Annotated in this window: 24 protein-coding genes, 1 tRNA gene and 1 other RNA gene; 14 read left to right on the top strand and 12 right to left on the bottom strand. The window is 42.2% G+C overall.

Annotated elements, in window-relative coordinates:
* Window positions 1-48 precede the first annotated feature (48 nt).
* The 6 genes from L1D50_RS05930 (at window position 49) to L1D50_RS05955 (ending at window position 6,464) form a co-directional block, all read left to right on the top strand.
* A tRNA-Phe gene (locus L1D50_RS05930) sits at window positions 49-124 on the top strand.
* Between the two features lie 170 nt (window positions 125-294).
* Window positions 295-981: a response regulator transcription factor gene (locus tag L1D50_RS05935; protein WP_239965686.1), complete on the top strand. Its 687-nt coding sequence runs from the start codon at window positions 295-297 to the stop codon at window positions 979-981.
* Window positions 978-2,315 (top strand): histidine kinase sensor domain-containing protein, encoded by a 1,338-nt coding sequence (locus L1D50_RS05940; protein WP_239965687.1) that lies wholly within the window; start codon window positions 978-980, stop codon window positions 2,313-2,315. The genes L1D50_RS05935 and L1D50_RS05940 overlap by 4 nt, the downstream gene beginning before the upstream one ends.
* 89 nt (window positions 2,316-2,404) lie before the next feature.
* The gene (locus tag L1D50_RS05945; RefSeq protein ID WP_239965688.1) at window positions 2,405-4,555 is read left to right on the top strand and encodes a TonB-dependent receptor; all 2,151 of its coding nucleotides are present in this window, start codon (window positions 2,405-2,407) and stop codon (window positions 4,553-4,555) included.
* Window positions 4,556-4,614: 59 nt separating this feature from the next.
* Window positions 4,615-4,905: a DUF3649 domain-containing protein gene (locus L1D50_RS05950; RefSeq protein ID WP_102057403.1), complete on the top strand. Its 291-nt coding sequence runs from the start codon at window positions 4,615-4,617 to the stop codon at window positions 4,903-4,905.
* Window positions 4,906-4,907: 2 nt separating this feature from the next.
* Window positions 4,908-6,464, top strand: a complete 1,557-nt coding sequence (locus tag L1D50_RS05955; protein ID WP_239965689.1) for a PepSY-associated TM helix domain-containing protein — start codon at window positions 4,908-4,910, stop codon at window positions 6,462-6,464.
* 335 nt (window positions 6,465-6,799) lie between these two features.
* Here L1D50_RS05955 and L1D50_RS05960 read toward each other — a convergent pair whose 3' ends face one another.
* Together L1D50_RS05960 and cysZ are read right to left on the bottom strand one after the other, a co-directional pair.
* Window positions 6,800-8,017, bottom strand: a complete 1,218-nt coding sequence (locus L1D50_RS05960) for a glycerophosphodiester phosphodiesterase family protein (RefSeq protein WP_239965690.1) — start codon at window positions 8,015-8,017, stop codon at window positions 6,800-6,802.
* 79 nt (window positions 8,018-8,096) lie between these two features.
* The gene (cysZ, locus tag L1D50_RS05965; RefSeq protein ID WP_128728538.1) at window positions 8,097-8,822 is read right to left on the bottom strand and encodes a sulfate transporter CysZ; all 726 of its coding nucleotides are present in this window, start codon (window positions 8,820-8,822) and stop codon (window positions 8,097-8,099) included.
* A gap of 416 nt (window positions 8,823-9,238) precedes the next feature.
* Here cysZ and L1D50_RS05970 point away from each other — a divergent pair, with 416 nt between their 5' ends.
* Both L1D50_RS05970 and L1D50_RS05975 read left to right on the top strand, forming a co-directional pair.
* Window positions 9,239-9,514, top strand: coding sequence for a hypothetical protein (locus tag L1D50_RS05970; protein ID WP_128728536.1), 276 nt, complete (start codon window positions 9,239-9,241; stop codon window positions 9,512-9,514).
* A gap of 47 nt (window positions 9,515-9,561) precedes the next feature.
* Window positions 9,562-10,155 carry a CBS domain-containing protein gene (locus tag L1D50_RS05975; RefSeq protein ID WP_128728535.1) on the top strand — a complete coding sequence of 198 codons (594 nt, stop codon included), beginning with the start codon at window positions 9,562-9,564 and terminating at the stop codon, window positions 10,153-10,155.
* A gap of 103 nt (window positions 10,156-10,258) precedes the next feature.
* Here L1D50_RS05975 and trmL read toward each other — a convergent pair whose 3' ends face one another.
* A complete protein-coding gene (gene trmL / locus L1D50_RS05980; RefSeq protein ID WP_128728534.1) occupies window positions 10,259-10,723 on the bottom strand; it encodes a tRNA (uridine(34)/cytosine(34)/5-carboxymethylaminomethyluridine(34)-2'-O)-methyltransferase TrmL in 465 nt (154 codons plus the stop codon).
* A 295-nt stretch (window positions 10,724-11,018) separates the two neighbouring features.
* Window positions 11,019-11,156, bottom strand: coding sequence for a hypothetical protein (locus L1D50_RS05985; protein WP_235956684.1), 138 nt, complete (start codon window positions 11,154-11,156; stop codon window positions 11,019-11,021).
* Between L1D50_RS05985 and L1D50_RS05990 the strand changes: the two genes are divergently transcribed.
* Window positions 11,101-11,907: a cation diffusion facilitator family transporter gene (locus tag L1D50_RS05990; protein WP_239965702.1), complete on the top strand. Its 807-nt coding sequence runs from the start codon at window positions 11,101-11,103 to the stop codon at window positions 11,905-11,907. The genes L1D50_RS05985 and L1D50_RS05990 overlap by 56 nt on opposite strands.
* On the opposite strand, the gene L1D50_RS05995 is transcribed toward L1D50_RS05990, so the two are convergent.
* Genes L1D50_RS05995 through L1D50_RS06005 form a run of 3 tightly spaced genes read right to left on the bottom strand, consistent with a single transcriptional unit; the run spans window position 11,859 to window position 14,875 of the window.
* On the bottom strand, window positions 11,859-12,821 hold the full coding sequence (locus L1D50_RS05995) for an alpha/beta hydrolase (protein ID WP_128728533.1): 963 nt from the start codon (window positions 12,819-12,821) through the stop codon (window positions 11,859-11,861). The two genes, L1D50_RS05990 and L1D50_RS05995, sit on opposite strands and share 49 nt — an antisense overlap.
* A gap of 2 nt (window positions 12,822-12,823) precedes the next feature.
* Window positions 12,824-14,185, bottom strand: coding sequence for an ATP-binding protein (locus L1D50_RS06000; protein WP_239965691.1), 1,362 nt, complete (start codon window positions 14,183-14,185; stop codon window positions 12,824-12,826).
* Between the two features lie 3 nt (window positions 14,186-14,188).
* Window positions 14,189-14,875 carry a response regulator gene (locus L1D50_RS06005; protein WP_128728531.1) on the bottom strand — a complete coding sequence of 229 codons (687 nt, stop codon included), beginning with the start codon at window positions 14,873-14,875 and terminating at the stop codon, window positions 14,189-14,191.
* 207 nt (window positions 14,876-15,082) lie between these two features.
* Between L1D50_RS06005 and L1D50_RS06010 the strand changes: the two genes are divergently transcribed.
* Both L1D50_RS06010 and L1D50_RS06015 read left to right on the top strand, forming a co-directional pair.
* Window positions 15,083-15,544 carry a Spy/CpxP family protein refolding chaperone gene (locus L1D50_RS06010; RefSeq protein ID WP_239965692.1) on the top strand — a complete coding sequence of 154 codons (462 nt, stop codon included), beginning with the start codon at window positions 15,083-15,085 and terminating at the stop codon, window positions 15,542-15,544.
* 377 nt (window positions 15,545-15,921) lie between these two features.
* Complete coding sequence (locus L1D50_RS06015) at window positions 15,922-16,230, top strand: helix-turn-helix transcriptional regulator (protein ID WP_239965693.1); 309 nt, start codon at window positions 15,922-15,924, stop codon at window positions 16,228-16,230.
* Between the two features lie 79 nt (window positions 16,231-16,309).
* Here the strand turns inward: L1D50_RS06015 and yacG are convergent, their stop codons facing one another.
* On the bottom strand, window positions 16,310-16,552 hold the full coding sequence (gene yacG, locus L1D50_RS06020) for a DNA gyrase inhibitor YacG (protein WP_128728528.1): 243 nt from the start codon (window positions 16,550-16,552) through the stop codon (window positions 16,310-16,312).
* A gap of 154 nt (window positions 16,553-16,706) precedes the next feature.
* Between yacG and L1D50_RS23545 the strand changes: the two genes are divergently transcribed.
* Together L1D50_RS23545 and L1D50_RS06030 are read left to right on the top strand one after the other, a co-directional pair.
* Window positions 16,707-19,037 (top strand): ATP-binding protein, encoded by a 2,331-nt coding sequence (locus L1D50_RS23545; protein ID WP_239965694.1) that lies wholly within the window; start codon window positions 16,707-16,709, stop codon window positions 19,035-19,037.
* Window positions 19,038-19,115: 78 nt separating this feature from the next.
* Window positions 19,116-19,565 carry a response regulator gene (locus L1D50_RS06030; protein ID WP_128728526.1) on the top strand — a complete coding sequence of 150 codons (450 nt, stop codon included), beginning with the start codon at window positions 19,116-19,118 and terminating at the stop codon, window positions 19,563-19,565.
* A 45-nt stretch (window positions 19,566-19,610) separates the two neighbouring features.
* Here L1D50_RS06030 and L1D50_RS06035 read toward each other — a convergent pair whose 3' ends face one another.
* From L1D50_RS06035 to rapA, 4 genes are all read right to left on the bottom strand, one after another.
* Window positions 19,611-20,969 (bottom strand): L-cystine transporter, encoded by a 1,359-nt coding sequence (locus L1D50_RS06035; protein WP_128728525.1) that lies wholly within the window; start codon window positions 20,967-20,969, stop codon window positions 19,611-19,613.
* Between the two features lie 360 nt (window positions 20,970-21,329).
* Window positions 21,330-21,512, bottom strand: a non-coding RNA gene (gene ssrS, locus L1D50_RS06040) — 6S RNA.
* Window positions 21,513-21,709: 197 nt separating this feature from the next.
* Complete coding sequence (gene rluA / locus L1D50_RS06045; protein ID WP_239965695.1) at window positions 21,710-22,363, bottom strand: bifunctional tRNA pseudouridine(32) synthase/23S rRNA pseudouridine(746) synthase RluA; 654 nt, start codon at window positions 22,361-22,363, stop codon at window positions 21,710-21,712.
* A gap of 103 nt (window positions 22,364-22,466) precedes the next feature.
* Window positions 22,467-25,364 (bottom strand): RNA polymerase-associated protein RapA, encoded by a 2,898-nt coding sequence (gene rapA, locus L1D50_RS06050; RefSeq protein ID WP_239965696.1) that lies wholly within the window; start codon window positions 25,362-25,364, stop codon window positions 22,467-22,469.
* Here rapA and L1D50_RS06055 point away from each other — a divergent pair.
* Window positions 25,363-25,569, top strand: coding sequence for a hypothetical protein (locus L1D50_RS06055; RefSeq protein ID WP_239965697.1), 207 nt, complete (start codon window positions 25,363-25,365; stop codon window positions 25,567-25,569). The genes rapA and L1D50_RS06055 overlap by 2 nt on opposite strands.
* Window positions 25,570-25,594: the final 25 nt, after the last annotated feature.

Consider the following 25,594-nt stretch of genomic DNA (forward strand, 5'->3'; position numbering starts at 1 on the left):
GAGTTGTATTGAAAATCCTTTTAAGGATTTAGATACTAGAAAAAATTTGCCCAGATAGCTCAGTCGGTAGAGCAGAGGATTGAAAATCCTCGTGTCGGTGGTTCGATTCCGCCTCTGGGCACCATCCTTTAAAAAACCTCGCAATCGCGAGGTTTTTTGCTTTCTGATACTTTGTATTTCTTATCTTCGCAAAAAATAGACCCATCTAGTTACAACTGAGATTTACTTTTCAAAATACAGTGCTTAATATGCAAAAATGAAACTGGTTATCATTTGCATTTTTAAAGGTTTGATGTGAGAGAGAGCAAGGTCTTGCTAATCGAAGACGACTGTACTTTAGGTACCTACTTGGTAGATTTATTGCAAAAGTCAGGATATCAAGTTGATCAGTGCTTTGATGGTGAGTCGGGACTACGAGTTGCGCAGTTACAGCAACATAATTTGATCCTTTTGGACAATATGTTGCCAAAATTAGATGGTGTTTCTTTGTTAAAAAAGCTGCGAGCAACGAGTCAGATCCCTGTTGTAATGGTGTCTGCAAAGGGGGCCGAGGAGGAGCGCATTATAGGTTTGGCGCATGGGGCTGATGACTATATTGCTAAACCTTTTAACTCCACTGAGTTGCTCTTGAGAATGGAAAGTATTCTTAGGCGAAGCCAAAATATAATTCAACTTTCTATACCGTCAGAGATTTCCATTGATGGCCTAACACTAAACTCGCAGACTCAATCGGTTTATGTCCATGGCGAAATATTAGAGTTCACACCAATTCAGTTCAAGTTGCTTTGGGAGCTTGCTTCACGGCCACATACAATCATAACCAAACCTGACTTATATCTGTCTGTGCTTAATAAAAAATTAGGAGCGTATGATAGGAGTTTAGATATGCACTTAAGTCGAGTACGCAGAAAGCTTAATGAAGCAAACTGGCATGGTGAGCGTTTACAAACTGTGCATGGAAAAGGTTATTGTTTTAAATGAAACGAAATATTTTGTGGAAACTGAGCTTAATCCTAGCTGCTGGTTTGGTCGCTTTTTTCTATTTACTGCATGCCTTAACACTTAAAACAGAAGAAAGTATGAGTATGATAGCTGTAAGCGATAGAATCCAGATGAAGAATTGGAAGTCTGAAGCTGAAAGACTCTACTTGGCTAACAACCAAGAAGCGCTAGAGGCTTGGATAAAAAACCTGATGGAAGAAGAATCTACATGGGTATCAATCGCGAGTTTTGACGCTATTCATTTAGCTGGAGAGCCAATAGATCAGAATATCGTTGGAAGCTATCACTTTGGTCGGAGCATTGAATGGAAAATACATTTATATTTTGAATCAAATCCAATAATGGAGCTTCCATTCGAGTCTTCTAATGCAAGCTTACTCATAAAGTTGCCAGAGCGAATGCGGCCTGGGATCTACTGGAATACGACTAAATTTATGCTTCAGGTACTCATTCCTATGGCAGTGTTGGCGGTATTATCCATCTTTCTTTATCGACATATCATTATTCCATTGCGACAGCTGGATAGTGCAACAAGTGCTTTTAGTAAAGGCAATTTTAAAGTAAGACTTGGAAAGTATCTTGGCAAGCGCAATGACGAGTTTTCACATTTAGCCTCTACGTTCGATCAGATGGCATCAAGGATCGGGGAGCTAATTGCAAGTCAACGTCAGCTAATCGCTGATCTGTCACATGAACTTAGAACTCCGCTAACTCGACTAGATATTGCGGTTAGTAACTTTGAAGAGAATGATAGCCAGCGACACTTAGAACGTATTGCACGTGAATCTCAACAGATTAGAAAGTTGGTCGAAGATTCACTCACTTTGGCTTGGCTAGATAATGAAAATCCAATGTTACAGAAGGAAAGCGTAGATTTAGTAGACCTTTTGGATGTGTTGATCGATGACGCCAAGTTTGAGTTTCCTGATCGAACGCTGTTATTTGAATCGCCAAAAAGTGCCGTTGTTGTAAATAGTTGCCATAGAGCACTGTGTCCAGCAATCGAGAATATCATTCGTAATGCCTTACGCTTTACGCCTGAAGGTAAAAAAGTCGAGATAAAACTACAGCGAATAAGCAACGATTATTTAGTTGAAGTGCTAGATCAGGGGCCTGGGATCCCCGAAGAGTTTATTGAGAAAGTATTTGAGCCATTTTTCCGTGTGGACAATGCTCGTCTCGCACAAAGTGATAGTTTTGGTCTTGGTTTAGCACTTGCTAAGCGACACTTGAGGAGTGTTAGAGCGCGCGTGTCAGCACGTAATTTAGCCAGTGGAGGGTTGGTTGTACAAGTAATAATTCCGATTTCGTAAAATGTAACAATTGTAAAAGTGATTGCTTGAGAAAGCTAAATAGTAATAATTCTGATTCAGCCTTTTAACTGTTGTTTGAGACATGAATCATGCCATTTTTATCCCAAAAAAGTCATTTCTTTAGAAAAACTACCATAGCGTCAGCCGTTTCTCTTGCTTGCTTTAGCCTGAGCTTTGGCGTACTCGCAGAGCAATCCGATACAGAAAATGAACTAAAAAAAGTCGAAAGAATTACCGTTGTCGGGGCAACAACAAACTCCGAAATTACACCTGCAGTATTAGCTAACTACCAAGCAAATGACCTAGAAGATATTTTCCGCCATACCCCCTCAGTTACTGTTGGTGGGTCGCTGGGGATTGCACAAAAAATCTTTGTTCGTGGAGTGGAAGACTCAATGGTGAATGTCACTGTAGATGGTGCTCCACAAACAAGTACACTATTTCATCACATTGGTCGTGTTGCCATTGAGCCTGAGTTATTAAAAAGTGTAGAGGTACAAGCTGGTGCTGGTGAAGCAACAGCAGGAAGCGGTGCAGTTGGTGGCGCAATACGTTTTAAAACGAAAAGTGCGGCGGATCTATTGGATGAAAATGACAGGTTCGGTGGAACTGCCAAAGTAAGTTATTTTACCAATGACGGGCATAAAGAGAGTTTATCTTTATACGGTAAGGCAACTGATTCAATCGGTATTTTAGCTTCGTATGTAACAGTTAGCCGCAAAAATATGGAAGATGGTGATGGTAATACGCTTCCAGGAACCGCAGCAGATCAAACATTAGGATTTATTAAGCTGAATGCCAAGCTGACAGAGTCTCAAGATATTACAATTAGCTACGAACAAAGAAAAGAGGACGGTGAGTTTGGCAAGCAAACAAACTGGGCACCACTTGAAAGCGACCCACTGTTTGCATCATGGGGTGAGCGCGAGACTTTAGTGCTTAACCACAACTGGTTTTTAAATTCTCTGGTGAATTTAGAGACAACAGTGTACCAAACAAAGTCATCATTCAAGCGCGAGTTATATACCTGGGATGCTTCAATTGAAACGATAGGTTTTGATATTCGCAATACCAGTGATATCGGCACTCACTCTATTACTTATGGAATTGAGCACAAAAACGATAAGGTACATTCGCAGTCCTATGAAGACTTTGGTGGGATTTTTGACGAAGATGGTACTGTGTTAGGAGCTTATGTCCAAGATCATTGGCAAGTTTTTCCTGATCTGCGTTTAAGTTTCGGTCTACGTTTTGATTCCTATGAGTTGGATCATCAAGGTGTGGAAGCAAACTGGGTGAAGGTTGATGGTGTTTGGGTTGTTGAGACTGATGCAGCTGGTGCACCAGTTACATCAACCAGTGAATTCTCAGCCAAAAAACAGGATGGTTTTAGTAAAAATGTTGGATTGCTATACAACCTTACTGATAACTTGACGTTGTCACTTGGTTATGCGGAAGCGCTGCGAGGCAGACAAATTGCAGATGCATTCACGGTCGGTGAGCTAACGCCGAATGCAAACTTGGTTCCTGAAGAAGTAGAAAATGTTGAACTCGGTATTCAATATAATGATGGTACTTGGATGTTTGAAGCATCTGCATACTCTAGCACAATTAATGGTGTTGTCTTCGACAAGTTTAAAGGGCGTGAAGGGGTTTTCTACGAAAATATCGGTGACTTAGGTAGTGAAGGCTTTGAACTAGTTGGTGGTTATCAAGCGGACAATTTTGATGTAATTGTCAGCTTTAACCATAACAACGTTGAATTGGATAATGTGATATTTAATTGGCCAGATCCCACAGACGCGACATCCACAAACCGTATCGAAGTTGACAACATTGACTTGGCTGCCTACGAATACGGTGGTCTAGGTAATGCGGTTGGAGACTCATTGAACGTAAACTTTAACTATCACTTAAACGATCAGATTAAACTTGGCTGGAATTACAAGTATGTAGCGAGCTTAAATGATATCGAAGTATTTCACCGTTCAATTGAGCTAGGTTGGGTTGAAAAGCTTGAGACAATTGACAAACCAAGCTACCAGTTAGTCGATGCTTATGTTAGCTACGAGCCATTCGACTCTTTGAGAGTCGACCTTTCAATACAAAATTTATTAGATGAGTCTTACCGCAGCCATGGTAGTGTCGCCGATTACGGTCACATTCCTGGTTATGAAGGTGTCGTCGGGATCAAAGAAGCAGGTCGCGATATTAGGCTGACAGTTGCCTATCAGTTCTAGTGTTATTGTCAAAAGGGCTAACTTACAGGGTTAGCTCTTTTCATTTGGTTATTGTGCTAATGAAACCTTTATTTAAGCCAACGCCAGCTGCGCATATTACTTGCCGAGTTTTACTTAGCGTGATTGGTGGTTATGTTATCGCTAACTTGAGTGCCATGCTTATTTCGTACTTACCATCAGACAATAAAGTCGATGGTATTGTCGCGGGAATGATGTCGAGTTTTATTATTTACACTTTGATTGTGATCGTGGTGTTTGCTGTTAAAAGCACTACTAGAGCAATATTTTTTATTGCGCTTTTAGTTGTTTTGCTAAGCGTTTTAGTCATGTATCTAGAAAAGGCTATTTGAGAATGAAAGCGAGATTTCGACAGTCTATGAGTTGGCTACATACGTGGACCGGCGTTGTTTTTGCGTGGATGTTGTACTTCATTTTTGTAACTGGCAGTGTTGGATATTTTGAAAACGAAATTGATCGTTGGATGAAACCTGAAATCATGGTTTCGAAAGGACTTGAGGATAGCGCAATAACGAATATCGCGACCAGACAACTCAGCATACATGGTGATAATGCATCACAGTGGTATGTAAGCTTTCCCACATCAAGAGATCCATTTATTGAAATCTCTTGGTTAGAACCTGAGAATGCCGAAAGAAAAACAGCGAAACAATGGCACGAAAGCAGCCTCGACCCAATGACGGGAGCGCTTATCCGTAATAGACAAACTAGCGGAGGTGAGGCGCTTTACCGTTTGCATTATAATCTACATTATGTACCGCAACTTGTAGGCTATATATTAACCAGCATTGCTGCAATGCTAATGCTTATAGGGTTAGTTACTGGTCTAGTTATTCACAAGAAAATTTTCGTTGAGTTCTTTACGTTCCGGGCTCAAAAAGGGTTGCGTTCTTGGCTAGATATTCACAATATTTTTAGTGTGCTACCACTACCCTTCCACTTGATGATCACCTATAGCGGGTTATTGCTGCTGATGGGGATCACTATGTCTCCAGTTATTGACCTGCGCTATGGAGAAGGTCAGCAAAATCATCGCCAATTTTATGCGCAATCACAGATAGAGCAAAAGTCACAGCAAATAATCGAGATGCTCCCCACAGAGTTAAGCGTTCAAGCTGCTTTGGCCGATGCTAAACGTCGCTTCAAATCACATAAAGTTAGCTATGTTGGAGTCGTTGAAAGAAATACAGAAAAAGAACACATTGAGATCTGGTTTGAATCGAGAAGTGGTGTCGAATTCGCCTCGTTGCTTGAGTATCGTGCTATTGAAGATAAAGTTATGCTCGAAACCTCACTCGGAAAAGCTGGGGGAGCTGCAAGTGTGTATGATTTCTTGGAGCATTTACATGAGGGGCTATTTGCTGATATTTACCTAAGATGGATTTACTTTTTATCAGGTTTGTTTGGCGCAGCGATGGTAGCTACTGGCCTTATGATATGGTTGAAAAAGCGTAAGGCAGTGAGTAGCACTAATAAAATCCTAACGAGTATTATAGAGCGCATAAATATTGCGATGATCCTTGGGCTTCCTATCGCGATAGCGTCTTACTTTGCTGGTAATCGGTTATTGCCAATAGACTTTCCAAGCCGAGCAGCTTGGGAAATGCATATACTTTTTATAACGTTAGGTTTATGCATACTCTATTGTGGATTAGCCTCAAAAAAATGGCTTTGGCAGCGAATGTTATGCTGTGCTGCTTTGGTATATGGGCTGCTACCTATACTTAACGCACTAACAACGGAACATAATATATGGCTTAGTTGGATAAATAGCGATTGGCTGATGGTTGGATTTGATTTAACGGTATTATTTATCTCTATTTGCTTTGTAGCAGCTTTTTGGGTTGTACGTTGCCGACAAGAAGACATCAGTGTTAAGGCGGCCCAATGAAGTTAATTGTTGTTTTGTTTGTGTTACTTTTCTTAGCCTTTGCGTTATTGAATTTATCCTTGTCACGACATAGGGTGAAGCTCTCTAACAGAGACGGAGCATTCGGTGTGGGTCAACAACGACGATTTAGGATATTCGGATACTTACTGTTATTCATTACGGTGGCTTTTGCTACAGCGATGTGGGGTGTCTCTTTAGGGCTAGTTTATTGGTTCGCCACAGCAACACTCACATCAATTTTGGTGGTTTTGTTGTGGACTTACAAACCTAAATTTTTCAGCTTTTTAAATAGGTGCTAATGACTTTCTAATGGGTTTTAGTTTAATGCAGCTGGCTTACTCAATTCCTATGCAGTTGGCGTAAAAGCTGGTAGTAGCGGGCCAGTCACTAAATACAGCAACTACGCCAACCTGTTTTACCAATATGTCCAACACCCTAAGTATATCGCCATCATGCTTAACTGCGTTCTTGACTGTTTGATAATACCAACCACCGCCGTTCGCTAAAGGACCTGAGCGCTCTAAAGACCAAGCAATTATCTTTAATCCTGCGCGTTTAGCGGCGAGGGCGTATTGCGACGGAATGATATCGCCGTTTTTATCTTCGCTAATTAACATCCAAATTGGTGGGGCGATAATTTTTACCTTATTTTTGGCTAAGTCTTCCATTGACGGTTGCCAAGTACTTGGTTTGTTAATATCAAAATTTTCGCCAGCTTCTCTACCATCAAGAAATACGGCATGGTTTGCAAACTCTGGCGCATGTTTTATCCAGTACTGAATATCTTGGTAAGAAAAGGATTGTGGAAAAACTTGAGATGGGGGGACATTGCGCTCAGTATATTCATCCAGCATTTTTTGTGCGAGCTGACTTTGGCTTAACCCATTAAAGGGCATTGGCACTTCTGGCGTTTTTAACTCAGGAGTCATATTTACACCCAGTTGCTTAAATAAAGCAATGCTTTCGCTGTGGGTCATTACTGTTCCAGAACTTGCATAAAGATCTGTACGCCAATTGGGCGTACCTTTTACGTATTCGGCGGCAGTTGTGGCTTTATTATTTACGCCATCCATTTTACCGGTTAGCTGTTTAAACTCCGCTAATGTGAGATCTGAGGTACAACACTCTGCAAAAGCGGGCTCATTCATGTCTGGATTGGCTGGTGTGAAAGGCTTTTTACATTTAGCCGCAAGCTGGGGTTTTAGTAAGATATCTGTCGTTGCGTGTAAGTCACATTGTGCATGGCGGCAAACGAGAGTCTTGTCTTTGGTGAAGGTTACATCGCATTCGAGCGTGCCTGCTCCCATTTTTGCGGCGGCAATGTATGATTCTTTGGTGTGTTCAGGGTAGAAAAGTGGCGCACCGCGATGTCCTATGGAAAAACGTGTGCGCTTGATTGGTTTATCTAAACAGCTTGCAAGCTTTTCTTTCAGCTCACCATCAGGGAGTTGCGAAACCAAAAATTGAGGCCGTGTGCCGACATCAAACTGTTTTGTTGCCTGACACCCCGTTAAAAATACCGTTAACCAGATAAGGCCTAATGTTAGGCGCATAGCGACTCCGCTTAATACTTGCAAAAAAGGTAAGTAAAGCATGAGTTTTTGACAGCTAGATGTCAGTCATACGAGCGTCTTAGCGATATTGCTGACGATAGTTCTCTACCCACAGTTTGGTAGCTCCGCACACTGCAACGGGCATCACGATGAGGTTAACAAATGGGATTGAGGTCAGTATAAATACCGCACAGCCAAAGCCATAAGACAGCCCTTGTTTACTCTTCAAATCATCTTTCATTTGCTTGAAATGAATTTTATGGTTATCAAACGGGTAATCATTGTATTGCACGCTGTACATCCAACATGTAAACATAATCCATAAAATTTGCCCAACAATCGGCAGCATCCAAAGTAAGATGAAAAAGCCGAGTGCGCGTGGAAGGTAGTAGCAGAGTTTGGTCCATTCTCTACCCAACATTCGCGGCACATCTTTTATGGTATCAATTAGCTTATCATCATTGATGTGTTGGTTGGTCAGGTAAAGCTCTACTTTTTCGGAGAGTAAGCCATTGAAAGGCGCAGCAATAAAGTTGGTTATCACCGTGAAAATCATACTATAACTGAAAAGTATTACTAAGATAGCAATTGGCCACATTAGCCATTCCAACCAACTGAGCCAGTCTGGTAATAACCCGTTGAGGTAAGTAAACCCTTGAGTCAGCCAGTCATAAAGAAAAAAGAGCGACGCACCAAATAGCAATACATTGATTGTTAAAGGAATAAATACAAAACGTTTTAATCCTTTTTGGGTGATCAAAGAAAAGCCGGCAATAAAGTACTCGATACCGCGTGATAGTTGCACTGTACACCTCGTGTTGTAATACCAATTAGTCTTAATACTTGCTCAATTTGAAGGAGTAAACCTGACGCTAGCTGCGTTAAAAATTTCTCATTTAGAACAACTAAATAGCAAAATTTCGCCTGGCTATCGACAAGATTTTCTCGCCTCAAAATAGCTCACTTAATTAAGAAAATTGGTATGATTTAATTCTTTTGATTTAAGGTACATACCAAAAATATCAGCGTTAGTATAACGCTAAACGGCGCGCTACAAACAGGAGATTAGTAACAATTCATCTCAGCTCACACAGTGCTGAATGTGCGTACAAAAATTAACCTTAGTATATTTAAAAGCTTAGTAAATAGATTAGAAATAATACTTGTAAACGCAAGAAACTGCCCATACACTCAAAGTAAGGCAGTAGAAGTGAGAATACTATGCGGTTAGTTCGTTGGATGATTACATTTTGTATGTTGAGTCTGTTGACTGTGTCAACGGCCGATGCTGCTAAATGTGATACCACGCTTTCAATCGCACCTATCGTTGTCGACCTAGACAACTCGAGCTCCAGCCCTGATTTAGATGATTGCGTTGTATCAACGACTCATCGTTTCGCGGTTCCTAGTAGCTTTATCATAGCGCAATCGCAACCAGCCTATTCTTATTCAAACTCAGTAAGCGAGTCTATTAGAGCACCACCTGTCGCAGATTAATTTAGTCCTTTTCCGTGCTTAATTAATTTTAAAGATAGAGGTGATCTATGAACACTTATACAGTATTGAAAACTCAACCTGTTGCAAATCATGAACTTGCTGAAAATAACTTCCCAGCTTGTAACACTGACAACCTAGAGCAAGCACCAGCGCATTGCCTAATGCACAATTTACATTTGGCACCAATGCAGCATATTGATGAAAACAGTAGCATAGATGAAGCTACGTTAGTGCTAGATAAAACGCACCGCAGAGCAAGCTTTGTCGTAGATAGCAAAGAAAAGCTTGTAGGTATGATCTCTAACGCAAGAATTGGTAGTCGCTACGTGTTGAGTATTGCAGAAAGACGTGGCTGTACGAGACGTGATTTAAACGTCAATGATGTCATGATCCCACTATCCGATCTTCGTCAAATCACCTTAAAACAAACTAGCCAAACTGTGGTTGGCAATGTGCTAAAAACAATGGAAGAAGGTGGCTTCGAGTTTTTGCTAGTGATCGATGAAGTGACTCAGCATCCAGTTGGTTATTTTGACCTCATCGATATGATGAAAGCTTGTGGACGTGCAGTAAACTCAATGAAACCGGCAAATAAATTCAGTGATATTGTTGGTACGATTTTGCACCACGCAGAAATTTAAAAGAATCCCTATAGTTAATGTAAATTAAAGTTAGCAAGGCGTCGTAAGGCGCCTTTTTTGTTCTTCAAGTTTGCTCCTATGCAGCAGAAGCTAGGAGCGGTTTTTACTTTGCGCCTGCAAACTCAAGTTGTCGCCAAGACTCATAAACAAAAACAGAAACGGCATTAGATAGGTTCATACTGCGGCTATCGGGCCGCATTGGAATACGGACTCGTTGAGGCTCAGGCAGTGAAAAAATAATGTCTTCTGGCAAACCACGAGTTTCAGGGCCAAACAATAGGCAGTCACCTGCCTCATAGGCTACTTCATGATGGTATTTGCTACCTTTTGTCGTGCAAGCAAATACTCGCTTAGGATTTCGTTTGGCTAAGTATGCTTCAAAGTTTGGGTGGCGCTCAACTTCGCTAAACTCATGATAATCAAGGCCTGCACGTCTAACCCGTTTATCATCCCATTCAAATCCTAGCGGCTCTATTAGGTGTAATGAATATCCTGTATTGGCACACAAACGAATAATATTGCCAGTATTAGGCGGGATCTCGGGTTGGTATAAAACGATATCTAACATGATAGGCCTCTATTAAATTTTGCCCGGCAGTATAGCTGAAACTTGTCGACATTTATATGTGCTGCGCTTGATAGAGCGAAAGGCATTACCCTGCAGCTTTTAAAGTGAGGTTGTTGTGAAAAAGTATACAACCGTAATCTGTTTTTCATTTCAAACCATTACCCTGTAATATAATAGCATCGCGATGCATGAGCATGTTGCGAGTGGTTTGAAGACTAATCAGAAGTTTAGGTTTTCAGTTAGCCAAACTTCAGATTAAATAACATGAAAGAAATGAGGTGCCAGTGGATCGCAGCTATGAGTTTTGGGTGAGGTTTTCGAGTGTATTCACCATAATAATGGTGGGATTGATGATCGCGGCTAAATGTTGGGCTTGGTTGTCTTCGGGTAGTGCCGCTATGCTCGGCTCTTTAACTGATTCACTGCTTGACATTAGTGCCTCTTTAATGAATTTCTTTGTACTGAGCTACGCACTGCGTCCTGCGGACGATGATCATCGATTTGGTCACGGAAAGGCAGAAGCTTTAGCTGGGCTTGGACAAGCTGCATTTATCGCGGGCTCTGCGAGTTTATTGGCTTTTCATGGTGTAGAGCGCATTATCAATCCAACCCAAATTCCACATTCGTTGTTTGGTGTGTGGGTGAGTTTATTTGCGATAGTGTGTACTTTGTTGGTGGTTGCGGTGCAGTATCAAGTGGTTAAACGCACGCAGTCCATCGCCATTAAGGCCGACTCGTTGCATTATAAGGGCGACATTCTATTAAACCTTGCTGTGCTCCTAGCGGTTTTGCTTAACTTTTATGGTGTAGGTTACGCCGATCCAATTTTTGGTATTTTGGTGGCGATGTATTTACTTTATAACAGTTGGGATATTGCTAAGGAAAGTGCTGCGCACTTGATGGATAAAGAGCTGCCAGACGAAGAAAAAGCACAGATCATACTTATCGCGTCGAGTCATGAGGATGTTTACGGAGTACATGATTTGCGTACTAGGCAAGGTGGAAAAATCAAGTTTATTCAACTGCATCTAGAGCTTGACGATGATATGCCGCTGATGCGAGCACATCAGGTTGCAGATGAGGTGGTTGCTAGCATTAAAGAAGAGTTTGATTGTGAGATGGATGTACTTATCCATCAAGACCCTGTTTCTTTAGCGGTAAGTAGCTCCGCTGTAAACGCATAAAAATCATCTAGCACAGCTTTGCGGGTGTTATCTTGCTCGCAAAGTAGTTCATGTTTCCCGATAAATTTTGTAAGTGTCACATTGTCTCTGTGTGCGGCAAATTGACTCTGCGCCTGATTATCAACAATGCTGTCTTCACTGGCTGTCGCGATACGGATTGGCAGATCTAATTTAATATTCTGGAGCGAGCGGCATTTATGCAGCGCCGTGTATAGCCAAGCAAAACTGACACCACCGAGCTGTAGCTCGGGAAATTGATCGTACAGACCTCTAAATAGCGCATATCTGATTGGGCAATCAGTAAGGTCATTATCTTGAAAAGGCTTGTTGTGGTAGTGCACTTGTCCCAATGCATAATGCTTACTTAGCCCAAATAAACAAGCTGTGCCCGCCAGTCCCTCGGCAAACCAAGCTGGGTAGGGAGTCGTATTGATCCCAAGCATCGGGGCTGATAAATACACTCCCTCAATGTTGTGAGGCCGAAATAACGATAAATAGTCGCAAGTAATGGCACCACCCATCGAATGCGCCAATATAAAAAGTGGTAAGGTATTTTGCTCGGCAACGATTTGATCCATAAAGCAGTGCAATGTTGTGGCATAATCTTCAAAGCGCCTAACATAGCCGATTTGCTTGTCTTTAAGTAATCGTGGCGAGTAGCCTTGTCCTGGATGGTCATAGGTAAATACCGCTATGTTGTTTTGCGCCAACTCCCACAGTAGTTCTCTGTATTTATGCGCCGATTCAATACGGCCATTAACCAATACTAGGCTGAACGTTGCCTTTTCTGGAATGTGGTAGGCGTAAAATAGCCTACCATAAGGGGTATCAAAAAAGCCTTTTTGGCAGCCTTGCCAGTGCTTATCAATTTCAGGAAGATGTGATTCAAGTTGCTGACTTTGGCTATAAAACATGGCTACCTGTGTAATGGAATTCGAATACTGACCTGCAAACCAATATTATTACTAAATTCGATATGGGCGTCATGTACTTTTAACGCATGCTGCGCAATGGCAAGACCCAACCCAAAGCCTCCCATTTGATTTTTAGTCGGCGTACGTGCACTCGACACTCTGAAAAATGGAATGCAAAGCTTGTCCAGTAGATCTTTATTTACGCCTTTACCATCATCACTGATAGTGCATAGCAAGTGTTTACCATCACTTTCAATCTCGACATTAATAAGGCTAGTTGCATATTTAATCGCGTTACGAATAATGTTTTCGAATGCGCGGTTAAGTAGCATTGGGTCGCCATAAAGTATTGCCTCGGGTAGCGCTGAGACGACAAGATCCTTCCCCAATTGTTGTGCTTCAAACTGAGCATCTTCCAGTATCGGGTCGAGCAGTTCATTGAGCTTAATTAGTTGTTTATCGATTGGCGCTTGATCCGCTTCAAGCTTAGATAAATGCAAAATATCGCTGAGCATATTTTCAACTAACTGAGCTTCGCGCTCAATGCGCTCGATATAACTTTGGCTTTGCGCAGTGGCATGGCCCGCCGCAAGCCCTGTGGCCATTTGCAAGCGGGTGAGCGGTGAACGTAGTTCATGGGATATATCAGCAAGTAAGCGCTTTTGATTGTTAACTAAAGACTCTAATTTATCAGCCATTAGGTTAAAATCATGACCCAGTTGACCGAGTTCGTCTTGGCGCTTGGTATTTATATCGGCTCTGCTCGACAGCTCTCCACGAGAAAGTTTTGCAGCGGCTTTTTGTAGCTCTTTAATAGGTAACAATAGATCTCGAGTAAACCAAAAACATAGCAACAAGCTTGCGCTCAGTACGACCGCGACTTTTATCCAAAGTGGCAGGGCTCTTAATTTGACGAGTGCAGTTGGAGTATGGTTTTCAAAAATTAAATAAAGACGATAACTTTCACCTTGAAGTGTAAGCTCTAGGGGGCCAAAAGCCTTGTACTCTGGGGTAAAAATAGCGGTCGGTTTGGCATCCTCAGTAAAACTGAGTAAATCTAAATTCAGCGTTTTTATATTGGGATCGGCAGCAACGCTTTTTTCGGCATCGCGGTGGCTCAAATAGATATTTCGCGCCTTTCTTTTACGTAGTTTAGTGATCTCATTTAACTCAAAATTAGGACGCTCGCTTGCGCGTATTAACGCTTTTTCTAATTGTTTTAGATTTTGCAGCATGGATTTTGAGATACGCTGAGTTTCCACAACATCAGGTTGTAGCATGCTGATCCCGAGTAGCAACAACATAGTGGCAATGATAGTGAGCCAAAACCAGGCAAAAACCTTAACAAGTAAATACCGCTTCATTCATTACGCCTTTAGAAAAATATAGCCAGCGCCGCGGATCGTTTTGATATAAGTATGCTCACTTAATGCGGCAATTTTTTTACGAACATTAGAGACATGCATATCGATAGAGCGATCATAAGGCACAAGTGGTCGGCCTAGTACTTGTCGTGAAATAGTCTGCTTGTCGACCACTTCTCCTGCGGTTCTGACCAGTAAGTGTAGTACTTCGTATTCGGTGCCCGTCAGCGACAGCATTTCGCCATTAACAGTGGCGCTTCTCGAAGCCACATCTAAACGCAATTGATGGATAGTAAAGGTATCATCCGGACTGTGTTGCTTATAATGATCGACGCGACGCGTAATGGCTTTAACGCGCGCAAGTAGCTCCCGGTGGTTAAACGGTTTTGGAATATAATCGTCAGCACCTAGCTCCAAACCAAAGATGCGGTCAAAGTCATCGCCTTTTGCCGTTAACATAATAACGGGTGTCATCTTCTGGACACGTAGCGCTTTCAGTACTTCAAAACCATCCATCTCGGGAAGCATTACGTCTAATAATATTAGGTCGAAATTTTGTTTTAATGCCAGCTTCAGACCTTCAGTTCCAGTGTGGGCCATCGCCACCTCAAAGCCTTCAGCAGTAAAGTATTCTTTTAACAGGCTGCAAAGTTCTTGGTCGTCATCAATAAGTAAAATGGAATGTTTCATTGTCATACTTAGTCCAGCATTGTTGTTTAGCGTTGGCCTGAATAGTTTGGCTCTAGCATATTACACCTTACTTCAACGCCTTATGTAAATTGCCTTTGCTTTTTTTTGCAAAGCACTGACAAAACTTTACCTCTGTCTGACGTTCCTTTTCTTTGCGCTTGCTAAATTTGATGGTGACAAAGCAATGGCGAACAAGGAGCCAACATTATGAAATTACTATCTACTTTAGCATTAGTTACAGCGCTTGGCGTATCGACTTTCAGCTTCACCGCAAGTGCAGGTCCTGCGGGCGGGCATCTTGAACACTCAGCAAGGTTGTTACTATCAGATAAAGGGCAGAAGTTATTAGAGTTAACAGAAGCGCAGCAAAGCCAACTAAAGACAATTTATGCGGACTACAAAACTGCCAAAAAAGCGCTAAAAGAAAGTGGGAAAGAAGCACATTCAAGTTATCGTGAAGAAATGAAAGCACTCATGTTAGCGCCAAATTTTGATAAGGCTCAAGCGCAACTTTTATTGGAAAAAAGCCAAGATAAAAAGCAAGCGTGGGCACTACTTTCGATGGAAACTCGTCACAAAGTGTTTCATGTGCTAAGCGAAGAGCAGCGCGATAAACTCCAAGCACTTAAGTCACGTCGAAGCCACAAAGGTAATAAAAAGGCAGATTAAATCTCAATGTTTTCCTCCAATCTAGCCCTGGCCTTCCTGGTAAGGGCTCTATCAATCACTTGCTACTTATCATCTTCTTATAAAATAAGAGCCTGTACTCCAGTTTGATATAAAGAACTGATCCATTGCAATCAATGTATAGAATAATACGACTGTTTACATAGGTTTAAGTTACATGTTGATAACATGTGTGCGTTGTGGTACTTTTCGATTAGGAGTACATCTAGCGAGTCTGCGGATAACTCTTTGAAATAGTGTCGAATTGAAAAATTCTTAATTTACGCACACAAACTTTCCAATAACTTTTATTTTCTTCAGAGTAACTAAGGGTATTCTTTGTTGTTGGCTGTTTGTTACTAGGTATCACTGAGGGAGACATGCAGACACCTGAAGAGTACGAGGTGACACTTAGGATCCGAGAACTGCTAAAAGAACTCAAAAAGCGTAGAGGCTATACTAAAAAAACCATTAGCCAAAAGCTCGGAATAGGTCTCACCACATTAGACGATTACCTCAACGGAACAAGCTCATTTCGCTTGGGCACCTTAATTAAATTGTCGGAAATTTGCCGGATCCAGCTAAGTGATATTTTAGAAGGGGCGGGGCATATAGCTAAAACCTATCAAAGTGAGGTGAGAAGTACGGAGCAAAAGGAGGAAGAGGAACAAGCAAAAAAAGATAGCTAGTGATTTGTCGAGTTTGCTCTTTTACTAGTTTAATAAACTAATATCAGAGAGTGAAGGCCGAGGAAACCGGCCCGCAGGTCTATTCTTTAAAAAAGCTATCGTCGTTCTTGGCCAGCATCGCTTCTATATCTTCAATCAAACTTTCCGCATCTTGGGGGGTGAGTTCACCACTTTTTATCGGTGTAGAAATCGCGTTTGATTCGTCAGACCAATCACCTAAATCAATTAATTGGCAGCGCTTTGAGCAAAACGGGCGAAATGGACTTTTATCTGACCATTCAACAGCCTGTTGGCAGGTTGGGCACTTTACTGTGGTTGTCATAATACACTTACTTTTTTACTTCCTAATTGTGCAAGTCTAATCGCATTTAATCGCTTTGTGAACCGAGTGTGTATCTACTTCGAGCTGCTTGCATACTAGGTGGGGATCCATGATACGATGATGAAGCTAGATAAAAGGAGGGGGGCATATAAAGGTGGAGAAGTTCGAAGCAACACTAGACAACTGTCACAAAGAGCCAATTCATATTCCAGGCTCGATTCAGTCGCATGGTTATTTATTGCTACTTGATGCTAACACATTGAAACTTCGTTACTTTAGTGAGAATTTTGCCGAGCTTGTAGGCTTTGAACCTAGCGCTTTAGTCAATACTCATGCTGAAAAGATTTTTGCGTCTCCATTTTTTGAGTTGCTTGCCAGCAATTATAAGACCTCTGATATTCACCGCTTAAATCCGATGGTGACCACGGTAACAACCAAAGATTCAAAACGTATTGAATTCTCTGTGGTTGCTAGCCAAAACGAAGAAGGGCTGATTTTAGAGCTTGAACAAAATACGGTGCATGGCATTGAAGGCAACCATTCAATGCAGCACCTTATGAAGCACTCCTTGTCTAGTATGGTTGACTCTCAATCTTTGCAGGCTTCTTACGAAATGGCCGTGGAAGAAATTAGAGAATTAACGCAGTTTGATAGGGTGATGCTGTATAAATTTGATCACGAGTACAATGGTGAGGTGGTTGCTGAATCGAAGCGTAGTGGCCTTAATTCGTTTTTAAACCAGCACTTTCCGGAGTCAGACATTCCAAAACAAGCAAGAGCACTTTATTTAAGAAATCCTGTTCGTTTACTTGCCGACGTTGATGGCGAAAATTCACTGCTTTATCCGCAAGATAAGCCAATAGATTTAAGCGCCTGTATTTTACGGAGTGTTTCGCCAATTCACTGCCAGTACTTACGTAATATGGGTGTAAAGGCGACCATGTCTATCAGTATTATTGTCGCTGGTAAATTGTGGGGGCTGATTGCTTGTCACCACTACGAAAAGCACGTAGTGCCATTTAACACTCGTGAAGTCGCCCAGTATATGGGGTTGATGTTATCTTATCTGATCTCTCTCAAAACCTCATCCTTAGAAGCAATGGCTGAAGCTAATGCACTGACATTAAGCTCTACTGTTACAGAGCGTATGGCAAAAGAGATCTTCTTTGCTGATGGTCTGCGGTATGAGTCTGCGGCATTGCAAGAAATGATGAAAGCTACGGGTGTCGCGTGGCGTGTTGAGAATGATTTGGAATGCTACGGGCAAACTCCCGCAAAGGTGGATATTGAAGCTATTTACCAATGGCTCGTAGAGCACCAACTTGGGGATGACTCTATTTTTTATTGTCATAACTTAGGTGAACTTAACGAAACATTCAAAGCCTTTGCGAAAACCGCGAGTGGGGTGTTATTGATGCCACTTTCTGCGGATGCTAATCACTTCATCATATGGTTTAGAAAAGAAGTTGTTCAAACCAAAAACTGGGGAGGGAAGCCTGAAAAATCCATTGAGTTTTTGGATGATGGTAGCCATCGCTTAATGCCACGCAGCTCGTTTAAGTTATGGGTCGAGAATGTGAAATGCAAGTCTCACCCTTGGACAGAAGCTGAAGTCAGTTGTGCATTGAAGTTTAGAAATACCTTGGTTAATTATGTGCTGGCTAAATCAGAGCGATATAAAAAGCTCAATGCAATTTTAGAGCAAAAAGTCACTAAGCGTACCGAAGCTTTGGAAAACGAGATCACCTCGCGTCGTACAGCAGAGCAACTACTGACGATAGCACTTGAGAAAGCACAAGAATCGAATCAAGAGCTGGAGCGCTTTGCCTTTTTAGCATCTCATGACTTACAAGAGCCGCTTAGAAAAATTCAAATGTTTGGTGATCGGATCCAATGTTCAGCTGAGGGGCTCAATGAAAAACATGCTTCTTATCTCAAACGCATGATGGATTCAGCCGAAAGAATGCAAAAATTGATTAAAGGGTTGCTGAGCTTTTCACGGATTGATCGTAAAGGTGAGTCATTTAAATCATTTGATGGTGATGATGCGTTAGCTGAAACTTTACTGGATCTTGAGTTAGTGATTAAAGAATCAAACGCACAAGTGGATACCACAGGGCTTGGTGATGTATTTGGAGACCGCAGGCAATTGCAACGAGTGCTGCTAAACTTAATCAATAATGGGATTAAATTTAGTGCGCCACAAAGAGCGCCAAGAGTCACCATTAGCAGCGAACGCAAAGACAACGAACTGGTTATTGCGGTGAAAGATAACGGAATTGGCTTTGATCCTGAATTTAGTGAGCAGATCTTCAATCTTTTCGAAAGATTACATGGTCGTAGCGCATATGCCGGTACTGGGCTTGGACTTGCTATTTGTAAAAAAATCGTCGAGAGACATCATGGTCGCATATGGGTCGAAACGAAAGTAGGGCAAGGCTCTACTTTCTACTTTAGCTTGCCTGTTTCAGCGCAAGACAATTAATTTAGCTGTAGAGCCACAGATACGGCTCTGATATCAGCATACAAACTCGAGGTTAATGCGAGTTTAAGGAGAGTGTGAATGATCCATCATCATGATTTAATTAAGCGACTTCACTCTGTGAACTATATCTTGGTTGCAGATGATGATTTCGACGACCAAGAATTGATCCGTGATGCGTTTGAAGATAACGGCGTGGTGGATACGAAGTTGCAATTTGTAAGTGACGGCGTTGAATTGATTGAAAAACTTAATAGCTCTGAGCTATTACCTAGCCTTATTATTCTTGATTTAAATATGCCCCGAAAAAGCGGCAAAGATGTATTAGCTGAGATGCGCGGGGCGGCAAACCTTAAGCATATTCCAGTTATTATGTTTAGCACATCAGACTCAGAGTTAGATATAAAACAGTGTTATTTGCTTGGGGCAAATTCTTATATGACCAAACCGTCCCAATACCACGAGCTGGTGGATTCAATGAAGTCCTTGTTGTCTTTTTGGCTTGGCACTGCAAAGCTTGTGATTGATTGAAAGTGTAGGGCCAGATAACTAACTGGCCCTTAAGCTGTCATAGCACTACATTGCTTCGTTAGTATGCTTTTGCTTTAACAAGCGACTTGTCACTGTACCTGCGGTCATTGAACCCGATACATTGAGTGCCGTTCTTGCCATATCAATTAATGGCTCAATAGAAATTAGTAGCGCAGCAATTGTCACTGGTAATCCCATCGCAGGCAGTACCACCAGCGCCGCGAAAGTGGCACCACCTCCAACACCCGCAATACCAAACGAGCTAATTGCAACCATAGCCACTAAAGAGATAATAAAGTCGAGTGCGAATGGGTCAATTCCTACGGTTGGCGCGACCATAACAGCAAGCATAGCAGGATAAATACCAGCACAGCCATTTTGTCCGATAGTTGCACCAAACGATGCAGAAAGGTTTGCAATCGCAGGTGGAACATTAAGCTTGTGGATCTGCGCTTCAACGTTCAGTGGGATGGTTGCCGCAGAGCTTCGTGAGGTGAAAGCAAAAGTTAAAACAGGCCAAATTTTTTGGAAGAAATGCTTTGGATTTTCACCCACTAAAGTAACTAACAAACCATGTACGGCAAACATCAGTAAAATGGCAACGTAAGAGGCAATAATAAAACCGAGCAAGCTAATAATGTCAGCCATGCTTGATGTGGCTATCACTTTGGTCATCAAACCTGCTACACCATAAGGCGTGAGGGCGATGATCATACGTACTAATCTCAGTACAACGGCCTGTGCGCCTTCTACTGCATTTTTTATAGGACTACTTAAATCAGACTCTTCCATGATAGCTCTACGAGCGGCAATACCAGTTAACACACCAAAAATCACCACGGCGATAATCGAGGTAGAGCGCTCGCCTGTTAAGTCAGCAAATGGATTGGTTGGTACAAAGCTAAGCAGCATTTGTGGAATGGTTAAATCGGCAACGGTTGTTGCGCGTTCCTCAAGTACCGCTATTCTGGCTGTTTCGCGTGCGCCTTCTACTAAGCCAGCTGCACTTAGTCCAAATGCTTGAGTGATAAAAATACCAATAAGGGCAGCGATGGCCGTGGTAAACACTAATATAGCGATAGTGACAAACGAGATCTTTCCAAGAGAGCCTTGATTATCTAGTTTTACGACCGCGGCAATCATAGAAACTAAGACCAATGGCATAATCACCATTTTGAGTAGATTGACATAGCCGCTACCAACAATCGCAACCCAATCTAGTACAGTCTGTTTGGTGGTTAAGTCACCAGAGAAAATAAATTGCAGCGCGAGTCCAAATAGGCTACCTGCAACTAAGCCTAGTAATACCGTCCGTGACAGGGTTTCGGAGCGCTGTTGGAAGCGATAAAGACCGAAAAGTATGGCAATAAAAACCGCCAACGCGGCGATAACAGCAAAAGACATCAGAATACCTTTCGAAATACATGAAAATAACGCGCTACTATAGAGGTTTTATTGGCTGGGCTAAAATATTCTTTGACTATGGAATAGAACAAAAGGTTATCAATAAAATGAAAGTTTATGACAGCTTTTTCTTTCATATTAAGATGTCTTGTGGTGAGTTGGTACTCACTTGCATTAAATAAAACACTAAAATATGAGATTGGCTTGTAATTGTCTTTCGTAGACTCGTTTTAGCGTTTATTTCTTGACTCTCTTTCCCCTACCTTACCCGAGAGGTTTTTTATATTATCGGTTTTATCGTATTGAATTGGGCTTGAGAGCGCGTGAAGTCGATGGTAATCAGGTACATAGTGAGGAAGGTTGTTCCCCGGCTTCGCGGATGCCGATGTCAGCCCTTGAACCCTGAGGTTCAAGGCGGAGAGCAACAGCCTACCGTAGGCTTCTCGGTACATGCCGAGCATGCTCAATAGTAAACAAACTGCTATCCTAAACGAAATTTATCGGCTCAGGGACTTAATCAGCTGTCCTACGAGCTAGGGAACAATTACAGTATATAAAACATATGCCGATCACGAAACCATAGTAATGCAATTTATGTGTTAACCGCGTGCTTTTTACCCGCTTTGTTTAGTGACTAAGCAAACGTTAATCTGAGCGTTAGCTGGCAACGCTAAATTTGCTTAATTTTTCGAAGGCCACAGTTTCGAAACCGCTTCTAACTAACACAGTAAACAGGTTACTTAGAAAGGAACCTGTGCGGTAAAGGTCATCATCTCATTGGTTGTTGGATGTGAAATTTGCAACATCTCAGCATGTAATTGTAGACGTGAAGCAGCCGCTAACGCCTCGCCTTTGGCATATAGTCGATCGCCAAGAATTACATGCCCAAGCGAAAGCATATGTACTCTGAGTTGATGAGAGCGTCCAGTGATGGGGGTTAGTTTAACGCGTGTTGCCTGTGCTTCATATTCCATGACTTCAAAATGTGTTAATGAAGGTTTTCCGGTCTCATGACAAACCATTTGCTTTGGGCGATTAGGCCAATCACACACCAGCGGTAAATCAACAGAACCCGTTTGTTGTTGTAATTTGCCATGAACTCGGGCGATGTAGTGCTTGTGGGTCAAACGGTCTTGAAATTGAATACTCAGATGGCGATGCGCTGCTTTATTCATAGCAAGGCACAGCACGCCGGATGTTGCCATATCAAGGCGATGCACAATTCTTGCCGTAGGGTAGACAAAATTCACTCTGGCGATAGCGCTGTCCCAGTGTTTTGGATCTTTGCCTGGTACAGTAAGTAACCCACTGGGCTTATTGATCACTAACATATCTTCATCTTGGTACAAAATATCAAGATAGGGAGAAAGGGGGGGAGCGTAATTTAGTAACACCAGCTGCCTCAGCATGAACAGAACGAAGCCGCGTATTATATATGAGTTGCTAAGTGAGCGGTAGCGAGAAAGAGAGCCTCGGCTCTCTTTCGGTGTGGGAGATTTATTGGTTGGCAACCACAATTAAACGAATCGCGTCCAACTTAAGCTGCGCTTTTTCAATGTGTGTGCTCAACTCAGCTCTTTGTTTATCAAACACTTGAACTTCCTCGTCACGGATGTTCGGATTGATAGCTTTAAGTGCTTGCAAACGACCTTGCTCATCACCTAATTGCTTTTGCATTTTATCCATCGCGTTGGCTTGAATGCTTTCAAGTTGAGCTTGTGCAATATCGCCAGCTTGAGTAATAAGCGGGTGAATAGCGCTTTGTAGGGCATTAACTAGTTTACTGCCAGTTTGCCTACCAACGGCAGAAAGCTGTTGATTAAATGCATCAAACGCAACGTTTTGGGCTAAGTCATTGCCACCTTTATCCATTAGGACACGAATTGGTGTTGGTGGTAAAAAGCGGCCCACCTGAAGAGACTTAGGCGCAGAAGCTTCTGCAACGAAGATCATTTCAACAAAGAAAGTACCGACAGGTAGTTTGTTGTTTTTGAGCAGCGCCACTGACGCACAACCAAAGTCATCGTTACAGATCATATCCATCACGCCGCTGACCATGGGGTGATCCCAGCTGATGAAATGCGCGTCTTCTTGTGACAGTGAGGTGTTACGGTCAAAAGTCACTGTGATGCCATCGTCTTTCAAACAAGGGAAAGAAGGGTTTAGCATGTGTTCGGTTGGTTTGAGAATAATCGTATTCTCGCCTTTGTCTTCTTGGTTAACACCAAAAGTATCAAACACATTAATCATAAACGCAGGCAAAATCACGTCGTTATCAAGTGCTTCAAGTTCAGCAACGATATTATCTGTTTTACCTTGACCACTTGAGTGAAGCTCAAGTAGGCGGTCTCGACCTTGCTCCATCTTTGTTCGCAGCTGAGCATTTTCTTTTGCGGCTTGCGCCAATAAAGGGTCTAATTCGTCTTCGTCACAGTTGTGCTCGGCGATCAGTGCTAACAAATCATCAGAGAAAGACTTATACAGCATTTGCCCCGTGGTGCTGGTGGTTTCAAACGCATCTAAGCCTTCGTGATACCAACGTAGTAATACTTCTTGTGCGGTGTTTTCAAAGTAAGGCACATGAATATTGATGTCATGTTTTTGCCCAATACGGTCAAGACGACCAATACGTTGCTCAAGTAAGTCAGGGTTAAGCGGTAGGTCAAATAGTACTAAGTGATGCGAAAACTGGAAGTTACGACCTTCAGAGCCAATTTCTGAGCAAAGTAATACTTGCGCACTATCGTATTCATCTGCAAAAAATGCTGCCGCACGGTCACGTTCAATGATGGACATGCCTTCGTGGAATACCGCAGCTTTAATGGCTTCGCGTTCGCGTAATACTTGCTCAAGGCTAATTGCGGTTTCTGCTTTGGCACAAATAAGCAGTACTTTTTCATGCTTTAACTCTTTCAATTTAGCAATTAACCACTCAACGCGAGGGTCGAACTGTGCCCAGCCGCTTCCTTCACCTTCAAACTCTTGGAAGATCTTTTCAGGAAATAACGCACGCATCGCATTAAATTCAGGGCTTTGAATACCGCCAATGTTACCCATTACCGACATTGCTGTTTTGTATTGCTTAGGTAAAGGGACTGGGTATTGATGTAATAAACGACTTGGGTAGCCATCAATGCCACTGCGGCTATTTCTAAATAGAATACGGCCAGTACCATGACGGTCTAATAGCATAGACAAGATTTCTGCTTTGGCATCGCTATCGCCATTTTGTGCCTTTGCTAGAAGCTCAGAAATATCGGTTTCTTTTAGCAGTGTACAAAGTGTTTGCTCTTCTTTTGCATCTAGCTTTTTATCTTGTAGTAAGTTGTTAGCGGCTTCTGCAACCTCTTTATAATGACTTTCTTCTTCAACAAATGCGTCGTAGTCGTAGAACCTATCAGGGTCTAGTAGCTGTAAACGGGCAAAATGACTGCGATGGCCCAGTTGGTCCGGTGTTGCAGTCAACAAGATAAGTCCAGGAATGTCTTGAGAAAGCTCGGCAATACGTTGATATTCAGTGCTTGGCGTTTCCTTAGTGACCGTCAGATGGTGTGCTTCATCGACAATCAGTAGATCCCAATCAGCGAGTGTGGCTTGCTCAAACCAGCGGCGCTTTTTGGTAATAAACTCTAGACTAACCAAAACTAGTTGTTCTGTTTCGAATACATTCGGTGCATCTGCATAAGCTTCACTACAACGTTCTTCATCAAAAATCGAAAAGTGCAGGTTGAAGCGGCGTAGCATCTCTACAAGCCATTGGTGCTGTAAGTTCTCTGGGACCACGATTAACACACGGTTGGCACGACCAGAGAGAATCTGCTGGTGTAAAATCATGCCCGCTTCAATGGTTTTGCCTAGGCCTACTTCATCAGACAGAAGTACGCGAGGTGCAAAGCGCTTACCGACTTCATCGGCAATATACAGCTGGTGCGGAATAAGGCTAGCGCGCTGACCTATCAATCCTTTAAGATGAGATTGCTCTTTATCAAACTGGTGTTGCCAAGTTTGATAGCGCAGTGTGTAGCGATCAAAACGGTCGATTTGGCCTGCAAACAGACGATCTTGAGGTTTATTGAACTTGAGGAAGTGATCAAGAAAGGTCTCTTTAAATGAAGTCTCTTCTTCATTATCTACTCGAGTACCATGATAGCAAAATAGTCCATTTTGCTCTTCCACGCTGTCAACACGTAGTTCCCACTCTTCAACATGGCGGATCACATCGCCTGGGTTGAATACGACTCGAGTTACAGGTGCTTCCTGTACTGAGTAAACACGGTTTTCTCCGCTAGCGGGAAATAAAATAGTCACTTGACGCCCCTCAAGTGCCACTATTGTACCCAATCCTAAATCTGATTCAGTATCACTGATCCAGCGCTGACCTAAGGAAAAATTCATGGTTATCTCGTCTATGCAGAAAAAAGGCGGCTATGTTACCTATTCATGTCGGTTTGTTCAATACACAACAGCGACTCAAGCCTTTATTTATCAAGCGCTGGTGCTTTTTCAATTTAGTTGGCATGACAATCGCCAACTAGTTGTTTTTTATCAATATGCAAGTCGGATTTTCTACTGTCATAAAAGCGACTTTTGTGACAAATAGACTAAACTTGAACTATATCCAAAAC

The sequence above is a fragment of the Pseudoalteromonas sp. Isolate6 genome (assembly GCF_022398435.1).
Taxonomy (GTDB): Bacteria; Pseudomonadota; Gammaproteobacteria; order Enterobacterales; family Alteromonadaceae; genus Pseudoalteromonas; species Pseudoalteromonas galatheae.